The organism is Lysobacter sp. 22409 (assembly GCF_052045105.1).
Taxonomy (GTDB): domain Bacteria; phylum Pseudomonadota; class Gammaproteobacteria; order Xanthomonadales; family Xanthomonadaceae; genus Lysobacter; species Lysobacter antibioticus_B.
Map to the genome: position 1 here is coordinate 300 of NZ_JBQEOE010000052.1, position 17,503 is coordinate 17,802.

General features: G+C 69.7%; 18 protein-coding genes. 8 read left to right on the plus strand and 10 right to left on the minus strand.

All coding sequences use genetic code 11. The features are described from left to right. Positions 1 to 128: 128 nt before the first annotated feature. Complete coding sequence (locus ACTJJK_RS20455; RefSeq protein WP_440731120.1) at positions 129 to 977, minus strand: ComF family protein; 849 nt, start codon at positions 975 to 977, stop codon at positions 129 to 131. A gap of 97 nt (positions 978 to 1,074) precedes the next feature. Between ACTJJK_RS20455 and bioB the strand changes: the two genes are divergently transcribed. The 6 genes from bioB to ACTJJK_RS20485 all read left to right on the plus strand — a co-directional run bounded on the left by bioB (position 1,075) and on the right by ACTJJK_RS20485 (position 6,670). Then, positions 1,075 to 2,106, plus strand: coding sequence for a biotin synthase BioB (bioB, locus tag ACTJJK_RS20460; protein ID WP_440731134.1), 1,032 nt, complete (start codon positions 1,075 to 1,077; stop codon positions 2,104 to 2,106). A gap of 18 nt (positions 2,107 to 2,124) precedes the next feature. After that, positions 2,125 to 3,357 (plus strand): 8-amino-7-oxononanoate synthase, encoded by a 1,233-nt coding sequence (gene bioF / locus ACTJJK_RS20465; protein WP_051885327.1) that lies wholly within the window; start codon positions 2,125 to 2,127, stop codon positions 3,355 to 3,357. Beyond that, on the plus strand, positions 3,354 to 3,797 hold the full coding sequence (locus ACTJJK_RS20470; protein ID WP_051885328.1) for an ACT domain-containing protein: 444 nt from the start codon (positions 3,354 to 3,356) through the stop codon (positions 3,795 to 3,797). Before bioF ends, ACTJJK_RS20470 begins: the two co-directional genes overlap by 4 nt. A gap of 162 nt (positions 3,798 to 3,959) precedes the next feature. Continuing rightward, positions 3,960 to 4,763 (plus strand): pimeloyl-ACP methyl ester esterase BioH, encoded by an 804-nt coding sequence (gene bioH / locus ACTJJK_RS20475; RefSeq protein ID WP_440731121.1) that lies wholly within the window; start codon positions 3,960 to 3,962, stop codon positions 4,761 to 4,763. 6 nt (positions 4,764 to 4,769) lie between these two features. Then, the gene (gene bioC / locus ACTJJK_RS20480; RefSeq protein ID WP_031373627.1) at positions 4,770 to 5,681 is read left to right on the plus strand and encodes a malonyl-ACP O-methyltransferase BioC; all 912 of its coding nucleotides are present in this window, start codon (positions 4,770 to 4,772) and stop codon (positions 5,679 to 5,681) included. Then, positions 5,678 to 6,670 (plus strand): multidrug resistance efflux transporter family protein, encoded by a 993-nt coding sequence (locus ACTJJK_RS20485; RefSeq protein ID WP_440731122.1) that lies wholly within the window; start codon positions 5,678 to 5,680, stop codon positions 6,668 to 6,670. Before bioC ends, ACTJJK_RS20485 begins: the two co-directional genes overlap by 4 nt. Positions 6,671 to 6,744: 74 nt before the next feature. On the opposite strand, the gene ACTJJK_RS20490 is transcribed toward ACTJJK_RS20485, so the two are convergent. From ACTJJK_RS20490 to ACTJJK_RS20530, 9 genes are all read right to left on the minus strand, one after another. Beyond that, positions 6,745 to 7,173 carry a ketosteroid isomerase-related protein gene (locus ACTJJK_RS20490; RefSeq protein WP_031373629.1) on the minus strand — a complete coding sequence of 143 codons (429 nt, stop codon included), beginning with the start codon at positions 7,171 to 7,173 and terminating at the stop codon, positions 6,745 to 6,747. Positions 7,174 to 7,396: 223 nt separating this feature from the next. Further along, positions 7,397 to 8,149 (minus strand): MHYT domain-containing protein, encoded by a 753-nt coding sequence (locus ACTJJK_RS20495; RefSeq protein ID WP_036149516.1) that lies wholly within the window; start codon positions 8,147 to 8,149, stop codon positions 7,397 to 7,399. Positions 8,150 to 8,264: 115 nt separating this feature from the next. Further along, positions 8,265 to 9,065 (minus strand): V4R domain-containing protein, encoded by an 801-nt coding sequence (locus tag ACTJJK_RS20500; protein ID WP_223618856.1) that lies wholly within the window; start codon positions 9,063 to 9,065, stop codon positions 8,265 to 8,267. A gap of 234 nt (positions 9,066 to 9,299) precedes the next feature. Further along, positions 9,300 to 10,289, minus strand: coding sequence for a pyridoxal-phosphate dependent enzyme (locus tag ACTJJK_RS20505; RefSeq protein WP_031373632.1), 990 nt, complete (start codon positions 10,287 to 10,289; stop codon positions 9,300 to 9,302). A gap of 107 nt (positions 10,290 to 10,396) precedes the next feature. Then, on the minus strand, positions 10,397 to 11,647 hold the full coding sequence (locus ACTJJK_RS20510) for an ABC transporter permease (RefSeq protein ID WP_440731123.1): 1,251 nt from the start codon (positions 11,645 to 11,647) through the stop codon (positions 10,397 to 10,399). Beyond that, positions 11,644 to 12,984 carry an efflux RND transporter periplasmic adaptor subunit gene (locus tag ACTJJK_RS20515; RefSeq protein WP_440731124.1) on the minus strand — a complete coding sequence of 447 codons (1,341 nt, stop codon included), beginning with the start codon at positions 12,982 to 12,984 and terminating at the stop codon, positions 11,644 to 11,646. Before ACTJJK_RS20515 ends, ACTJJK_RS20510 begins: the two co-directional genes overlap by 4 nt. Further along, positions 12,981 to 13,952, minus strand: coding sequence for an HlyD family secretion protein (locus tag ACTJJK_RS20520; RefSeq protein ID WP_440731125.1), 972 nt, complete (start codon positions 13,950 to 13,952; stop codon positions 12,981 to 12,983). Before ACTJJK_RS20520 ends, ACTJJK_RS20515 begins: the two co-directional genes overlap by 4 nt. Positions 13,953 to 13,960: 8 nt before the next feature. Further along, positions 13,961 to 14,950, minus strand: a complete 990-nt coding sequence (locus ACTJJK_RS20525) for an HlyD family secretion protein (protein ID WP_440731126.1) — start codon at positions 14,948 to 14,950, stop codon at positions 13,961 to 13,963. Between the two features lies 1 nt (position 14,951). Next, a complete protein-coding gene (locus tag ACTJJK_RS20530; RefSeq protein WP_031373636.1) occupies positions 14,952 to 15,626 on the minus strand; it encodes an ABC transporter ATP-binding protein in 675 nt (224 codons plus the stop codon). 530 nt (positions 15,627 to 16,156) lie between these two features. Here ACTJJK_RS20530 and ACTJJK_RS20535 point away from each other — a divergent pair. Beyond that, positions 16,157 to 16,279 (plus strand): hypothetical protein, encoded by a 123-nt coding sequence (locus tag ACTJJK_RS20535; protein WP_255610572.1) that lies wholly within the window; start codon positions 16,157 to 16,159, stop codon positions 16,277 to 16,279. 84 nt (positions 16,280 to 16,363) lie between these two features. Beyond that, positions 16,364 to 16,909, plus strand: coding sequence for a hypothetical protein (locus ACTJJK_RS20540; RefSeq protein WP_440731127.1), 546 nt, complete (start codon positions 16,364 to 16,366; stop codon positions 16,907 to 16,909). The last annotated feature ends 594 nt before the right edge of the window (positions 16,910 to 17,503 follow it).

Sequence of the window (17,503 nt, forward strand, 5' to 3'; positions counted from 1 at the left end):
CGACCGCGACATCGCGGGCGGCCGCGAAGACGTCGGCGAGAGCGAACCAACCCGCGTCGACGTTTGTCGTCGCACCGCGTGCCTCAACCATTCGCGTCGCTGCTTCGAACGATCGTCTCGCGGTCGGCTCACCCCGCCGTCGACCGCGCGCACACCCAAGCGTCGACGCGCTGGGCGCCGGCGCGGCGCAAGGCGACGGCGGCGGAATGAAGGGTCGCTCCGGTGGTCATGACGTCGTCGATCAGGACGATGTGGGCGGGCAGGGGCAGGCCAGGACGCCAGGCGAAGGCGCCACGCAGGTTGCGGCGGCGTTGTTTGGCGTCCAACAGGGACTGCGCCGGGGTGTCGCGCAGGCGGATCAGGCCGTGGTCGAGCAGGGGCAGGCGCAGTTGCCGCGACAGGGGACGGGCCAGTTCCAGGGCCTGGTCGTAGCCGCGTTCGCGCAGCCGCCGGCGATGCAAGGGGATCGGAACCAGAACCGGCTCGGTTGCTCCTGTGGCTGCGTCCGATGCGTCGGGCACGGCGAGCCCCGGCGTCGTAGCCGGGGGACTTTCCGTCAGCAGCGGCTCGAAGGCCTGCGCCATCATCGTGGTGAGCAATCGGCCGGCGGCCAGGTCGCGATGGAATTTGAAGCGCGGCAGCAGGCGGTCGAGCGGTGGGCGATACAGACAGGCCGCGTGGACCCGGGTCAGCGGCGGTGGCCGGCGCAGGCAGTGGCCGCAGACCAGGGGCAGGTCGGGCGGGTCGATCGTTGCCAAGCAAACCCCGGCCGCCGCCGCCCCAGCCAACGGCAGAGCGCAACGCAGACACGCCGCTCCGAGCCGCGGCCATTCGGCTTCGCAGGTCCGGCACAGGTCGCGACCGGGCAGGCCCGGTTCGGCGCAGATCAGGCAGCGCGGGGGCCACAGGGCCCAGCCCAGACGCCGCCAGATGCTGTCAACCCGGAGCGGCCGGCCCTGGTTGACAGTTGTCGACATGCTTCCCAGACTGCCCGCTCCGAACGGCCCGCGCTGTCGGTATCCCCCGTTGCCCGCCGTCAGTGAAATCCCCGCTGTGGAGCCAGCTCTAGTGTCTATGCCCCTTCTTCGCAACGATTGGTCCCGCGCCGAGGTCCGTGCGCTGTTCGATTTGCCCTTTCCCGAGTTGCTGCACCGCGCCGGTAGCGTGCACCGGGAGAATTTCGACCCGGCCGAAGTCCAGGTCAGCACCCTGTTGTCGGTCAAGACCGGCGGTTGCCCCGAGGATTGCGCCTATTGCCCGCAGGCGCAGCGCTACCACACCGGTGTCGACGCGACCAAGCTGATGAGCACCGAGGCGGTGATCGAGAAGGCCCGCCAGGCCAAGGCCGCCGGCGCCTCGCGTTTCTGCATGGGCGCGGCTTGGCGTTCGCCGAAGGACCGCGACATCCCGAAGGTCGCGGCGATGATCCGCGAGGTCAAGGCATTGGGCCTGGAGACCTGCGCCACCCTGGGCATGCTTTCGGGCGACCAGGCGACGGCGCTGAAGTCGGCGGGGTTGGACTACTACAACCACAACCTCGACACCGCGCCGGAGTTCTACAACGAGATCATCCACACCCGCGAGTATCAGGACCGCCTGGACACCCTCGCGCATGTGCGCGATGTCGGCATGAAGACCTGCTGCGGCGGCATCGTCGGCATGGGCGAGTCGCGCGAGCAGCGCGCCGGCCTGCTGCAGACCCTGGCCAACCTGCCGGCGCACCCGGACTCGGTGCCGATCAACCGCCTGGTCCAGGTCGAGGGCACCCCCCTGGCCGGCACCGCCGAGCTCGACCCCTTCGAATTCGTGCGCACCATCGCGGTGGCGCGCCTGCTGATGCCCAAGTCGATGGTCCGTCTGTCGGCCGGCCGCGAGGCCATGAGCGACGAGCTGCAGGCCCTGTGCTTCCTGGCCGGCGCCAATTCCATCTTCTACGGCGAGAAGTTGCTGACCACCGGCAACCCCGACACCGAGCGCGATCTGGCCCTGTTCGCCCGTCTCGGCCTGCGCCCGATGCAGATCGTCGAGACCGCGGGCACCGTCCATGCGAGTATTGAAGAGCACGTTGAGGCAACCACCGACCCCGCCCACTCCTGCGCCGCCTGACGCGGCGGAGCTACCGCGATGAGCAGCCAGCGAACCCTTTGGCGCGACCGGATCCAGACCGCCCACGCCGAGCGCGTGGCGACCGCCCGTACCCGTACCCACCGCGCGGTCACCCACCGCGACGGCGCGCGCTGCGAGGTCGACGGGCGCTCGCTGGTGAATTTCTGCGGCAACGACTACCTCGGCTTGTCGCAGCACTTCGCGGTGATCAACGCCTTCCAGGACGCCGCCGCCCGCGAGGGCACCGGCGGGCTCGCCTCGCACCTGGTCTGCGGCCACCACGCCCAGCATGAAGCGCTCGAACGCGAACTGGCCGACTGGCTCGGTTCGCCGCGCGCACTGCTGTTCGGCAGCGGTTTCCTGGCCAACATCGCCGCGGTGCAGGGTTTGCTGGGCGAAGACGACGTCTGCGTGCAGGACCGGCTCAACCACGCCAGCCTGATCGACGCCGCGCGTCTGGCCGGTTGCCGGTTGCGCCGCTATCCGCACGCCGATCCCGAAGGCGCGATCCGGCAGTTGCGCAATGTTCCCGACGGCCTGGCGATGCTCGCCACCGATGGCGTATTCAGCATGGACGGCGATCTCGCGCCCTTGCGCGACCTCGCCCTGGTCGCGCGCGCGCAGAAGGCCGTGCTGTATGTCGACGACGCCCACGGCGTCGGCGTGCTCGGCCCGGACGGGCGCGGCACCGTCGCGGCGGCGCGTCTGTCGGTGCAGGAAGTGCCGTTGCAGCTGGCGACCTTCGGCAAGGCGCTCGGCAGCTACGGCGCAGCCTTGCACGGCGATGCCGACCTGATCGGCCATCTGGCCGAAACCGCGCGCAGCCATCTCTACACCACCGCGTTGCCGCCGGCCCAGGCCGCGGCGACGCGCGCGGCGCTCAAGCTGGCCCGCAACGACCATTGGCGGCGCGAGAAGCTGGCCGAACTCACCGCGCATTTCCGCGAACGCGCCGGCAAGCTCGGCCTGGAGCTGCTGGCCTCGGGCACGCCGATCCAGCCGGTGATGTGCGGCGACGACCGCCGCGCGCTGGCGATGGCGCAGGCCTTGGAACAGCAGGGTTATTGGGTCGCGGCGATCCGTCCGCCGACCGTGCCGGAAGGGCGCGCGCGCCTGCGCGTGACGTTCTCGGCGCTGCACACGCGCGAACAGGTCGACGGCCTGATCGAGGCGCTGGCGCGCGCGGCCGAGCGCGTGGCGATCGAAGGCAGCGACGGCGCCCGCGCCGCGCCCGCCACTGTGGCGCGATGAGCCGCGCCGCCGAACCGCAACCGACCCGGCCGCCCGAAACCGATCTGGCCCGCATGCTGGCGACGCTCGAGGTCGAAGCCCGTGCCGGCGAATACGTCTTCGTCACCGCCGTGCAGCCCGAGCGTTTGCCGCGCGCCCTGGCGCTGGCGACGATCGAGGAAGCCGAAGGCCTGACCTGTGTGCTGCGCCGCGAAGACGCCGACGCGCACGGCCTGAGCTACGACTTCGTCGCTGCCTGGCTGAGCCTGAGCGTGCATTCGGCGCTGCAGGCGGTCGGCCTGACCGCGGCGGTGTCGCAGGTGTTGGCCGAGCGCGGCATCGCCTGCAACGTGCTGGCCGGCTTCCATCACGATCATTTGCTGGTGCCGTCGGATCGGCGCGACGAGGCCTTGGCGGCGCTGCATTCGCTGCGCCGCGCGAACCCCGCCGGCGGCGATTGAGGACAAGGCGCGCGATCGCATCGGCGCGGTGTGCATCGCGGCGGCGCCTGCGTTCGCGCCGTAACGGCGGTCGCCGCCGCGTGCGGGCCATGGCGACACCAGAGCGCAGCGCGCGGCAATGAGCAACACCCGACGACCTATAGCAGTACGGACCCGCTTCCCATGTACATCGAAACCACCGGCGCCGCGGCAGACCCAGCCCGCCCGGTCATCGCACTGATCCACGGCTGGGCCATGCACGGCGGTTTGTTTGCGCCCTTGGTCGAACAGTTGAGTGCGCACTTCACCCTGCATCTGATCGATCTGCCGGGCCACGGCCATGCGCGCGATGACCTGGCGCCGCTCGATCCGCGCGCGCTCGCCGCCGAACTGGTCTCGCGCATTCCCGATGCGTACTGGCTGGGGTGGTCGCTCGGCGGCCAGGTCGCGTTGCGCGCCGCGCTCGATCATCCGCAGCAGGTGCGCGGCTTGATCATGATCGCGTCGTCGCCGCGTTTCGTCGTCGGCGAGGACTGGCCTCATGGGGTCTCGCCGGATCTGTTCCGCAATTTCGGCGAGGCCTTGCGGCGCGATTTCCGCGGCACCCTCGAAGGCTTTCTCGCTCTCGAGGCCTTGGGTTCGGCCAGTGCCCAGGAAGAACTGCGCAGTCTGAGGAGTGCAGCCTTCGCCCGCGGCGAGCCGGCCGAGCGCGCGCTGCACGAAGGCCTGGACCTGCTCGACGGATTCGACGTGCGCAGCGAACTGCCGCGCTTGCAGGTGCCCAGCCTGTGGATCTCGGGCCGTCGCGACCGCCTGGTGCCAGCCGGTGCGATGCCGGCCGCGGCCGCGCTCTCGCCGCAGGGCCGCAGCGTGGTCATCGGCAACGCCGGCCATGCGCCGTTTCTCGGCGCGACCGCACAGGTCGCGCAACTCATCGAGGGCTTCGTCGCACCGGCGACCGCCCCGACCGCCGTACTGGATTGCTGACGCCTCATGAACGATCTTTTCGACCACCGCCAGGTTCGCCGCTCGTTCTCGCGCGCCGCGCACGGTTACGACGGCGCCGCCGCCCTGCAGCGCGAAGTCGGCGCGCGCCTGTCGGAAACCCTGGACTACCTCGACGAGCGCACCCCCGAGGTCGTGGTCGACATCGGCTGCGGCCCGGGCCACTTGAGCGCTGCGATGCAGAAGCGCTGGCCGCGCGCGCAGGTGATCGCGCTCGACCTGGCTCTGCCGATGTTGCGCGAGGCGCGCACCCATTTCGGCGAAGGCGGCTGGCGGCCGCGCCTGCTCGGCGGCGCGCGCCGTCCCGATGCGGTCTGCGCCGATGCGCGCGCCTTGCCCTTGCGCGACGGCAGCGTCGACGTGCTGTTCTCCAACCTGTGCCTGCAATGGTGCGAAGACCTGCCGGCGGTGTTCGCCGGGTTCCGCCGCGTGCTCAAGCCCGGCGGCCTGTTGCTGGTGTCGACCTTCGGCCCCGACACCTTGTACGAACTGCGCGGCGCCTTCGCCGAAGCCGACGCCGCGCCGCACGTCAGTCTGTTCCCGTCGATCGCCCAGTTCGGCGATGCGCTGATCGCTTCGGGTTTCCAGAACCCGGTGCTGGATCGCGACGAATTCGTCCTCGGCCACCCCGACCTCGGCCATCTGATGCGCGAGTTGCGCACGCTCGGCGCGACCAATGCGATGAACGACCGTCGCCGCAGCCTGACCGGCCGTGCGCGCTTCGCCCGCGCGGCGCAGGCCTACGAAGCCCTGCGCGGCGGCGACGGCCGACTGCCGGCGACTTGGGAAGTGATCTACGCCCACGCCTGGGGGCCGCCGCCGGGCGCGCCGATCCGCATCGGCGGCTTCGACGAGGTGCAGGTGCCGGTGTCGAGCATCCGCGTGCGGCAGCGCCCGTGAGCGCGCGCCGCCACGCCCTGTGGGCGGTGCTGATCGCGCTGGTGTCGGCGCTGTTCTTCACCTGCACCTACGTGCTCAACCGCGCCGCCGCCAACGACGGCGGCCATTGGGCGTGGACCGCGGCGCTGCGTTATCTGTTCACCCTGCCGATGCTGTTGATCGCGATGCCGATGCTCGGCGGCGTGGCGCCGGTGTGGCGGGCGATCCGCCGCCATCCCGGGCCCTGGCTGTGGTGGAGCGGAATCGGTTTCGTGCTGTTCTACGTGTGCCTGAGCTTTGCCGCGGCCAGCGGCCCGTCGTGGCTGATCGCCGGCACCTTCCAGCTCACCGTGATCGCCGGCATGTTATGCGCGCCGTTCCTGTACCGCGATGCGCGCGCACGCATTCCGCGGCCGGCGCTGGCGGTCGGCGCGATCATCGTGGCCGGCGTGCTGCTGTTGCAGTTCGGCCACGGCGGCGGTCGTCTCGATCGCGCCGGTTGGATCGCGCTGATCTGCGTGGCGGTGTCGGCCTTCGCCTATCCGCTCGGCAACCGCGGCTTGCTGCTGCACCTGGAAAAGGCCGGCATCGAACTCAACGCGACCCAGCGCGTGTTCGGCATGACCCTGGCGAGCCAACCCTTGTGGTGGGCGGTCGCGGTGTATGCCGGGGTCGAAGCGGGCGCGCCGCCGGCGGGGCAAGTGTGGCTGGCCGCCGGCGTGGCACTGAGTGCGGGTGTGATCGCCACGGTGTTGTTCTTCCAGGCCACCGGCATGGTCCGCAACGACCCGACCGCGCTCGCCGCGGCCGAGGCGATGCAGGCCGCGGAGATCTTGTTCGCGACCGTGATCGGCGCCTTGTGGCTCGGCGAAGCCTGGCCGCAGGGCCGCGCCCTGGCCGGCGCCTGCGTGGTCGGCATCGGCATCGTCTTGTTCAGCATCGTCGCGGCGCGCGCGGCCGCCGGCAACGAACGTAAGGTCAAGCAACTGCGCAGCGATCGCGGCGGTTGATCTTCGCCGGCTCGGCTGGAATGCCGATGCGGCAAGCAGGTCGGCTCAAGTGCCGATGCGGTCAGCAGGTCGGCTCAAGTGCCGACCATGGCCATCCACTGTTCGAGGTTGTAGTAGTTGGTGACGCGCTGGATCTTGTTGTCGCGGATTTCGAAGAAGGCGCCGCCGGGCAGGGCGTAGCGCTGGCCACGCGCTTCCGGCAGACCCGGGTCGGTGAGCAGGTACTCGCCGTGGACCACGTACTCGGCGCCGGCGCGCGCGCCGTCGGGCGAGGCCATCACCACGATGTCGCGCAACTGCTCGCGGTAGTGCCGCGCCATGCGCTGCAGGAAGGCGGCGAACGCGTCGCGCCCGACCTCGCGCGCACCCTGGTTGAGATCGTGGACGACGTCGGCGCCGAGCAGGCCCAGCATGGCGTTCCAGTCGGCGCGATTGAACGCGGCGTAATAGGACAGGACCAATTCGGTGGCGCGATCGTGAATGCGGGTGCCGTCGATCTTCATCGGAATTCCTGCGGGCAATGCGGGGCCGGGCCATGATCGCTCATTCGTGCCTCGTGTCGCAGCTGCGGTCGCCCCTGCGGGGCTCGCGCTCGGCAGCTTCGTCTTAACAAAGCACACTAAAACGAAAGGCCCGCATGGGCGGGCCTTTCGGTAGGCGGGAATCGCGCTGCGCCCGATGCCGGTGTGTGGCCCGGATCAGCGCGACTTCATCGAGAGGCTGCCGTCAGATCCGCACCGTCGCGCGCTGGCGTTGGCGCACCAGGCTCAAGGTCAGCACCGCGGCGAGCAGCGCCGTGGTGACCACGAAGATGCCGATGCCGAGGTAGCCGCCGCTGACGCCGCGCTCCACCGCCGCGGCACCGGCTTCGTGCGGCACGAAGCTGGCCGCGAGCATGCCGGTGTAGTGCATGCCGCAGACCGCCACGCCCATGACCAGGGCGCTGCCGAGCATCTGGCCCCAGCCGCGCAGGTTGAAGGCCAGCCACAGGGCCACGATCGAGGCGACGATCGCGATCGCTGCGGACGCGATGACCAGGTTGCTGTTGTAGACCGTGTCGGCCGGCATCAGCATCGCGGCCATGCCGGCATAGTGCATGCCGGTGACGCCGAGCCCCATCAGCACGCCGGCGATGATCAGCTTGCCCCAATTGAAGATGCCGGTGCCGGCGATGCCCAGGCCGGCCATGCACGAGACCACCGCGACCACCGCCGAACCGATGGTGATCGGCAAGTCGTAGGTCACTTCCACGTTCATGCGGCAAGCGAGCATGGCGATGAAATGCATCGCCCAGATCGCGCCGCCGCCCATGGCGATACCGGCGGCGGTGATGGCGCGCCAACGCTGTCCCGCCCCGACCGCGGTCGGGATGGCGATGGCCAACTGCAGGGCGGTGAACGACCCCAGTACCGACACCACATAGGACAAGATGGCGAGCACCGGGTCATGGATGCACTGAATGGCGTGATCGATCGGCATGACGAACCCCCTGTGGATGGGTTGGATTAGCTAAGGGCCGAACCGGCGCCATCCCCGCCCCGGTGCGGCATCGCAAGCCCGGCCGGCTCCCTGTCTGCCGGGCGAATGGAGACGCTCAGGCTTCGAATTCGAAACGGCAGGCCTCGGCGCCGGTATTGCGGCATTGGCTTTCGATCACCCGGACGCCATCGGCGCCGTGTTGGCCTTCGAGCAGTCCGCCGAGCATGCCGCGCAGGAAATGGCAGCATTCGCCGCTGTCGCCGCGATGGCAGAAGGGGCTGTTGCGGATCTTCAGGATGTCGTCGTGCAGTTCGGCCTGGACCAGTTGGCGCATCGCCGGCAAGGCGATGCGGCGGACCGAGTCGGCCAGCGGCAGTTGTCCGCCGAGGGCGAAGTCGCGCTTGTAGACCCAGGCGCCGACGCGCTGGCCGATGTAGCGCAAGGTCGCCTCGCGCTGGGCCGGCGGCAGTTCGCGTTCGAGCGCGACCAACTGCAACAGGATGTTGGGGTAGTTGCGGGCCAGCTGCGGCAGCAGGGTCTCGACGCGCTGGGTATCGATCGGCGGCGCGCTCGACGGCGAGGCGGTGGGCGCAGGCGCGGCCGAGGGCGGCACCGAGGTGGGGGCGGTCGCCGAGCCGTTGTTGCGCGGCACCGGTGTGGGCGCCGGCGCGGCGCTGGCGCCTTCGTACGGCGAGGCCTCGAAGCTCTGCACCAGGTGATGGGTGCCCAGGCGCTCTTCGAGCATCAGCAACGATTCGGCCGGGCCGCGCACCACCATGCTCAGCACCACGCCTTCTTCGCTGTTGAGCATGCGCTGGCGCAACAAAGTGAAGCCGTTGGCGATCACCACCTGCCCGAGGGCGAGCAGCAGCCCGTCGCGACGGTCGGACACCACGCGAAACTCGACATCCACCATGTAGTACTCCCTGGCCTGCGCTGGTCCGTGGTCCCCGGCTCGTCGACGAGCCCCACTGTTAATGATCGCGCGGCATGACAGGGACGGGCGCGCGATGGCGCAGCGTGGCAGCTGTGTTCATAAAAAACACAAACCAGGATCACAGAAAAAGCGAGTTTTCCTGGGGTTTATGCGGGCAATGGCGAGCGTTGAGAAACGTGCCGCATATCAAACGCAATGCGATTGCAGAACCGGTCAAACTGGCTTAGAGGCGAACAGATCGGCGACCAGATCCAGATCGACGTTGCCGCCGGAGACGACCAATCCGACGCGGCGGCCGGCGAAACGTTCGCGATGCGCCAGCACCACCGCCAGCGGCACCGCGCCGGAGGGTTCGACCACCAGCTTCATGCGTTCCCATATCAGCCGCATCGCGGCGACGACCTGGGCGTCGTCGACCAGCAGGATGTCGCGCAGGTGTTCGCTCAGGATAGGAAAGGTGAGCGTGCCGAGTTCGGCGCGCAGGCCGTCGCAGATGGTGTCGGCCTTGCGGCCGGTGATGCGCTGGCCGGCGCGCAGCGAATCGTGGGCGTCGCGGGCGCCTTCGGGTTCGGCGCCGAACACTTCGATCGCCGGGTTCAGCCCGTGCGCGGCGATCGCCGTGCCCGAGAGCAGGCCGCCGCCGCTGACCGGCGCGATCACCGCGTCCAGGTCCGGCGCGCTGCCGAGCAGTTCGAGAGTGGCGGTGCCCTGGCCGGCGATCACCCGCGGGTCGTTGAACGGATGCACCAGCACGCCGCCGGTCCGGGCCAGGACCTGGGCGGTCATGGCGTCGCGCGAGGCCTGGTCGGGCTCGCAAGCGACGATTTCGGCGCCGTAGGCGCGGATCGCGGCCAGTTTGATCTTGGGGGTGTTGTGCGGGGCGACCACGGTCGCGCGTCCGCCGCGCAGGCTCGCGGCCAGCGCGATCGCTCCGCCGTGGTTGCCCGAACTCTGGGTGACGATGCCGCGCGCGACCTCGTCCTCGTCCAACGAGAACACCGCGTTGCAGGCGCCGCGGAACTTGAATGCGCCGGCGCGCTGCAGGTTTTCGCATTTGAAGTGCAGCTCGCAGCCGGCCAGGGCGTCGATCGCGCGCGAACGCAGCACCGGCGTGGTGTGCGCGTGCGGCGCGATGCGCGCGGCGGCGGCCAGGATGTCGGTGAACAGGGGGGCCAGGCTGGGCGGTGCGGAGAGATTGTTCATGCCCCAAGCGTAGCCCAGGCCCGGCCGGCCTGACATGCGCCGGATGGCGGATTCACACCATGCGGGGCCGGCGACAGGATGAGTTCAGTCGTACCGCAATGCTGCGTTCAGTCGTGGCGCAGCGCCGCGATCGGATCCAGGCGCGCCGCCTGCCGCGCCGGATACACGCCGAAGGCCAGGCCCACCGCGGCGCAGAACAGTGCCGACCCCAGCACCGGGATCGGCGCCCAGGCGACCTGCCAACCGGCGAAGGCGGCGATCAGATAGGCCAGGGCGACGCCGAACAACAGGCCCAGCACCGCGCCGGCGACGCAGATCACCAGGGCCTCGCGCAGGAACTGCGCGATCACGTCGCGCCGGCGCGCGCCGAGCGCGCGCAGCAGGCCGATCTCGCGGCGCCGTTCGAGCACGTTGGCGAGCATGATGTTCATGATGCCGATGCCGCCGACCAGCAGGCTGACGCCGGCGATCGCGCCCATCACCACACGGAAGATGCGCTGGGTCTTCTGGTGCTGCTGGAACAGCTGTTGCGGCACCACCAGGCGGAAGTCGGCCATGCCGGCGTGGCGTTGGCCGAGCACGGTCGACAGCACCCGTGCGCCGGCGGCGAGCTGGGCGGGGTCGCGCAGGCGCAGCAGGAAACGATCGATCTCGTCCTCCTGCGGCTGGAAACGGAAGCGTGCGCGCGCGCTGGCCAAGGGCAGATAGACGCGATTGCTTTCCAGGCCGAGCTGCACGCCTTCGAACTGATCCTTGCTGAGGTCGCGGTCGGCCAGCACGCCGATCACTTCCAGCCAGACATGGTTGACCTTCAGGTATTGGCCGACCGGGTCGACGCCCGGGAACAGATCGGCCGCGGCCTGGTGGCCGAGCACGGCGACCGCGGCGAGGGCGCGGTCGTCGTCTTCGCTCAGCGTGCGGCCCTTGGCGATGCGTAGCGAGGACAGGGCGAAAAAGTCCGGGCTCACGCCGCTGGCCTGGGCATCGCTGTGGCCGTTGTCGCTGAACACCGAATGGGTGCGGATCGGTTTCTCGGCGGCGTAGCGTTCCGCGCCGGGCACCACCGCGAGCGCGGCGTCGGCATCGGCCAGGCTCAGGCCGAGGCTGCGCGCGCGGGTTTCGCGCAGGCTGTTTTCGTCCTGCGGCTTGGCTTCGGCGATCAGATTGTTGAGGCCCAGGCTTTCGACCAGGCGCAGCGCTTCGCGCCGGCTGCCTTCGCCGACCGCCTGCATCGCGACGATCGCGCCGACCCCGAAGATCAGGCCGAGCAGGGTCAGTAAGGTGCGCAGGCGGCGACGCCACAGTTCTTCGATCGCCTCGCGCCAGATCGACGGCAGCAGGCCGGTGAAACGGTTCAAGGACGCACCGCCTGCGGGGCGGATGCCGGCGCCGCCGTGGTCTTGCCGCCATCGGCCGACGCGGCCTGGCCCGGATCGTCGGTCTCGGCCGACGACTCGACGGCCTTCGCCGCGGCCTCGATGGCGCCGGCCTCGGCCAGCAGCACCTCGTCGCCGTCGCGCAGGCCCGACAGCACTTGCGAGCGAGCCGGCCCGCGTACGCCCAGCCGGATCGGGCGGCGCAGGAAATCGCCGCCTTTGCGGACGCGCACGTAGTCCTTGCCGGCATCGCTGTCGATGGCGACGTTGGCGACGCTGAGCGCCTTGGGCGAATCGAACAGGATCACCCGGGCCTCGAGCCGCTGGCCCGGCACCAGCCGGTAACGCGCGATCGCTTCGGCCGGGATCGGCGCCTTCATGGTAAGGTACTTCACCGGACTTTCCTGGCTGCGCACCTTGGCGGCGCTGGCGACCCACGACAGCCGGCTGACGATGCGCTGTTCGGGGCGCCCGACCGGGAACATCTCGACCGCGTTGCCGACCTGCAGGCCCTGCGCCTCGATCTGCGGCAGGCTCAATTCGAGTTCCATCGCCGAGGCGTCGGGCAGGCTGCCGTAGTCGAAGCCGGCGCGCAGGGTCGCGCCGACATTGGGTTTGTCGCCGGACCAGTTGCTCGACAGCATCAGCACGCCGTCGTTGGGCGCGCGCAGCTCCAGCGCGTCCAGATCCGACTGGCGCGCCTTGGCGGTGAGGTCGAAGGTCGCGCGCTGCGCATCCAGCACCGCCAGTTCGGCGCCGCCGCGCACGCCGGCCTGGCCGCGCTGCCATTCCAGGGTGTCGCGCTTGGCGGTGAGGTAGCTCGCGTCCTGCACCGCATCGAGCACTTCGTTGCGCGCCATGGTGCTGAGGTCGGCGCTGGCGTAGCGCTCGGCGATGCCGAGTTCCACCGCGACCTGCGCCAGGTCGACCGCGACCTTGCTCTGCGCGGTCGCCAGTTCGCCCTGCTTGGCGGCGCGCGCCAGCAGATTGCGCTGCAGATCGATCAGGGTCTGGCTGAGTTCCTGTTGGCCTTGCGCGGCCGAGAAGCGCGCGATCAGGTCGCCTTTCCTGACCGCGCTGCCTTCCGGCAGCATCCATTCGAGTTGGCGCGAGGCCCAATTGCGGCCGGGCACGTTGAGCGGCGTGGCCTTGGCCGACTTGAATTCGCCTTCGCCGCGCACGCTCAGGCGCAGCGGTGCGGCGGCGACCGTCTCGACGGTGGCCGGCGCGGTGTCGGACGCGCAGGCCGAGAGCAAGGCCAGGGCGACGAGGAGCGCGGCGCAGCGCGACGCCGCGCGAGGTGCGGGGCGACGCGTCATCGGGCCAGGCTCCGCGGCGCCGCGGGCGCGGCCGGGTTGGCCGAAGGAATCTCCACCCGCACCGCCTGGCCCGGACGCAAGGGCGCGCGCGGGTCGTCGAGGCGTACGTCCAGGTCCAGCACCGGCACCGGCTGCACCTGCGATTTGCTGCGGATCGCATTGCCGATCGAGGCGATGCGCCCGCGCAGCACGCTGCCGGCACCGCCTTCGACGACGATCCGTACCGGCACGCCGACCGCGACCCGGCGCAGGTCGCGCTCGGGCAACTCGGCGCGCACCGCCAGGGTGCTCATGTCGGGAATCTCGGCGACGGTCTGGCCGACCCAGACCTGCGAGCCGACGTCGTACTTTTCGCCTTCCCAGTTGCTCTTGTGCATCATCAGGCCGTCGCGCGGCGCGGTCACTTCCAGTGCCGTCAGCGAGCGTTGCAGGCGTTCGACGTCGGCCTGCAACTGCGCGCGTTCGGCGGCGAGCAGGCGCCGCTCTTGGCGGCGTTGTTCGGCCGACAAGTTCTCGCGGCGCTGGGCCAGGGCCATCTTGCGTTCCATCTGGGTGCGGGCGACCAGCAGCTTGCGGTACTCGATGCCGGCGATCAGCTCGGCCGGCTGCTGGGTCTTGCGCTGCGCCTTGTCGAGCGCGGCGCGCGCCTCGGCGGTGGCCAGGCGTTCGCTGCGCTCGCGTTCGGCCAGCTCCAGGTCGAGCTTGTCGAGCTCGCTTTGTTTCTCCTTGAGCTGGCTGCGCTTCTCGCCCAGTTGTTTGACCACGTCGTTGCTGTCGAAGGAGATCACCGACTGGCCTTGCTTGACCGGCGCGCCGTCGCCGGCGAGTTGGGTGATGTTGAACTGCCACATGCGCTCGACGTTCGGCGGCATCAGCGCCGAGCTGCGGCGGGCATAGACCTCGCCGTCGACACGCAGGGTCGCCGCGCTCGCCGGCAGTGCCGCGGCGGACAACAGCACGATGAGCATGCTCCGCTTCATCGCGCCGTTCCGCTCGCGGCGGCCGTGGACACGCGCACGCTCATGCCAGGCAGCAGCTTGAGCGCATGTCCGCGCGGCAGTTCGATGTCGAGGCTGAAATAGCGCCCTTCGCCCCATTCGGGTTTGCGGTCGGGAGCGCCGGCGATGGCCTTGATGCGGCCTTGCACGCGTTGCCGCGGCAGTGCGTCGAACGCGAGCTGCACGGCCTGGCCGACGCTCAGGCCGCGCCGGTCCGGTTCCAGCGCCCAGGCGCGGATCTCCATGCCGCCGCCGCGACCGACCACTTCGCCGGCCTTGCTGCCGGGCATGGCCGAGCTGCCTTCGTCGATGCGGCCGCCGATCCAGTTGTTGTTGAAACCGTGCAGGACGATGCCGTCGCGTTCGGCGCGCACTTCCGACTGACGCAGCAGCGCCGCGTAGTACTCGCGCTGCACGATCAGCTTGTCGACTTCCAGCTTGGCGTCCTGGTGGCGGCGGGCGACGGCGGCGCGCGCGGCGGCGAACTGCTCGCGCTTGAGGGTGAGCTCGCGCGTGGTCTTGTCGAGTTCGCCCTGATGGCGGTCGTAGTCGAGCTGCGAGATCAGCCCGCGCGGAATCGCCGCCTCGATCTTGGCCGTGGCCAACGCGGCCTCGGCATCGGCGAGCGCGACTTCGGCGTCGACCGCCTTGACCTCGAGTTCCGCCAGTTCCTTGGCGGCCTTGGCGCGGGCTTGTTCGATCTTGGCGTCGAGGTCGGGAATCTGGGTGCCGGCCTGGCCCGGATCGATGCGCAGCACCACATCGCCGGCCTTGACCGCCTGGCCTTCGGCGACGAAGTAGCGGATCGCCACCGGCGCGGTATTGGATTGCGGGGTGTAGATAGGCTGCGCGCCGACCGAGCGCACTTCGCCGGTCAGCACTATCGCGGTCGCCGGCAGCGCCATCAGCGATACGGCCAACCCGGCCAGGATCAGCGGCCAGCGTGGGCGGTGCAGGGCAGGGCGCATCTCAGGCGGCCGAGTCATGGTCGACCTTGCCGTCGTGCAGGCGCACCTCGCGCGGCGCGCGCGCGGCGAGGTCGCGGTCGTGGGTCACCAGCACCACGGTCTGGCCGCCGCCGTGCACTTCCTCGATCAGGTCGAGCACGTCGGCGGCGCTTTTCGAATCCAGGTTGCCGGTGGGTTCGTCGGCGAGCAGCAGGGCCGGGCGCAGCAACAGCGCACGCGCGATCGCCGCGCGCTGCTGCTGGCCGCCGGACAGTTCGCTCGGCCGATGCTCGCTGCGTTCGCCCAGGCCGACGCGCGCGAGCAACTCGCGCGCGCGCTCGACGCTGCCGGGCGGCGGCTCGCGATTGAAGCGCAGCGGCAGCAACACGTTCTCCATCACGCTCAGGCGCGGCAGCAGATGGAAGCTCTGGAACACGAAGCCGATGCGGCGGTTGCGGATGTCGCTGGCGGCCTCGTCGTCGAGCGCGGCGACGTCGCGGCCTTCGATCAGATAGCGCCCGCGCGTGGGCCGGTCGAGGCAGCCGAGGATGTTGAGCAGACTGGATTTGCCCGAGCCCGAGGCACCGGTGATGGCGACGAATTCGCCCGCTGCGATTTTCAGATCCACGCCGGCCAAGGCATTGACCGCCTGTCCATTCATCTCGTAGCGACGATGGACCGCATCCAGTTCGATCATCGGGACAGGCCAGGCCAGAAGGGGAAGGCGATGCAGCGGCGACCGCGCGAGCGTGTGCCCGCGCTACGGAGAACGACCCGGCACTCGCCGGCAACGTTCCCCGACGCGGCCTTCGGGCCGATCGGATGAGGCATGCAGCGTGCGCGGCGAAGACCGATCCCCGGCCGTAACCATCGCGATCAATCTACCTTAACCCGGGGGCGCCGCGACAATGTGTCTTGTGCAGCATTGCACCCGGATGCAGTGCAGCATGTTTTTCTGTGAACCCGTGCAGTAAACGCTGCCCGCGCGAAGACTAGCTTAGGCGCATCGCCACCGCCGGACGCAGGGCGTGGGCGTTGCGCGCTAACGACACGATCGTCATCCAGACCTCGTCGCCCTCGCGCGTCGGCATCACCCGATTCGGACCTGGAGTTCCCTGATGGGGGCCGCCAGGATAAGGTCGAAGCCGATATCCACCCGGTCGCTGCGTTCGCGATCGGTTCCGCTCACGGCGCGATCTTCTTCGACGCCCACCACAGGGAATCCACATGCTCCGCAAACTAACGGTATGTCTGCTCGTCGTCCTGTTGGTGGGTTGCCTGCCCCCGCGCCTCGATCCGACCATGGTCTCGGCGCCGCAAAGCGATTCCTCGGTCGACAGCAAGGGCTGAACCGTACAGCAGCGGGCGGGCCGAATTAAGCCCGAGTTCAACGCATCGGGCCGAAGCTGAGACCCTAAAACCAGGGGGTCTGACATGATCCGCAAGCTCATCGTTCCGCTCATCGCCGCCGGCCTGCTGGCCGGTTGCGTGTCCGACTACGCCTATCGTGGCGGCGGGGGCGCCGGCTCGTATTACTACGGCCGCCCCAGCGTCGACTACGGCTACTACGGCCAGAACTACGGGTATGGCTATTACCCGTACGGCGATGCCTATCGCTATCGCAACTACGGTTACCCCGGCTACTACGGCGGCGGTTACGGCTATGGCTACCCGGGTTACTACCCGCAGCCCTACCCGCGCTATTACTACCCGAACCACCGCCCGCACCGTCCGCCGGGCCACCGCCCGCCCCAGACCAACCAGCCCTCGCGCGGCATTCCGTGGCGCGATGCGCATCCGGTCGGCGGCGGCGCCTGGGCGCCGAACAACCCCGGTGCGGTCTCGCAGCCGCGCAGCATGCCGCAGCCCCGGGCCATGCAGCAGCCCCGTCCCATGCAGGACGTGATGCGTCCGCGCGCTGACGCGCCCCCCTCGACCCGCCGCGACGGCGGCCGGGCCTGGAAGGACGTCGAACGCTGAACGGAATCTAGCCGATGTGAAGGTCGGCCCGGCAAGACGCTGGATTTGGAATGGCGAGCACTTGCGTTCAGGCGGAAGTGACAGCAATCTACCGCTACTGACCGCTTACGTCGTATTTGGACGTTTTCGGTAAGCAAGGCTTCTATGTCGGCGCCTGGCGAGGAATCACGGATCCCCCCTGTTCCGTCCTTGTCAGGCGTCGGCGCCCATTCCCCCGGATCCCGGGGAAACACGAAAGGCGCGCGTATCCACGCGCGCCTTTTCGTTTTCAATCAATGAGTTGGTCGTCCTGCCGGCGAATGCCGCGGCGACGCGTCCGAAGGCGGTCGGCCCTGCCGGTGCCGATGCAGGGCCCAAACGACGGACAATAAAAAGGGGCCGAATGTCCCCCGACATTCGGCCCCCCAGCTTCCCCCGCGAGCGCTTGGCCAGCCCCTGTTCCAATTCCAGCCGGCGTCGAGCGCCTGCCCCGCAAGGTGCACTAAGTACCCAAGCATGAAGTGTGCCAAGCCCGGGTGAAGGCGGTCGGCCCGCCGTCTGGCCTAAAATCTGCGTCCTGAGCGTCGCTTCCGACGACGGTGCGACCGTGGTGTC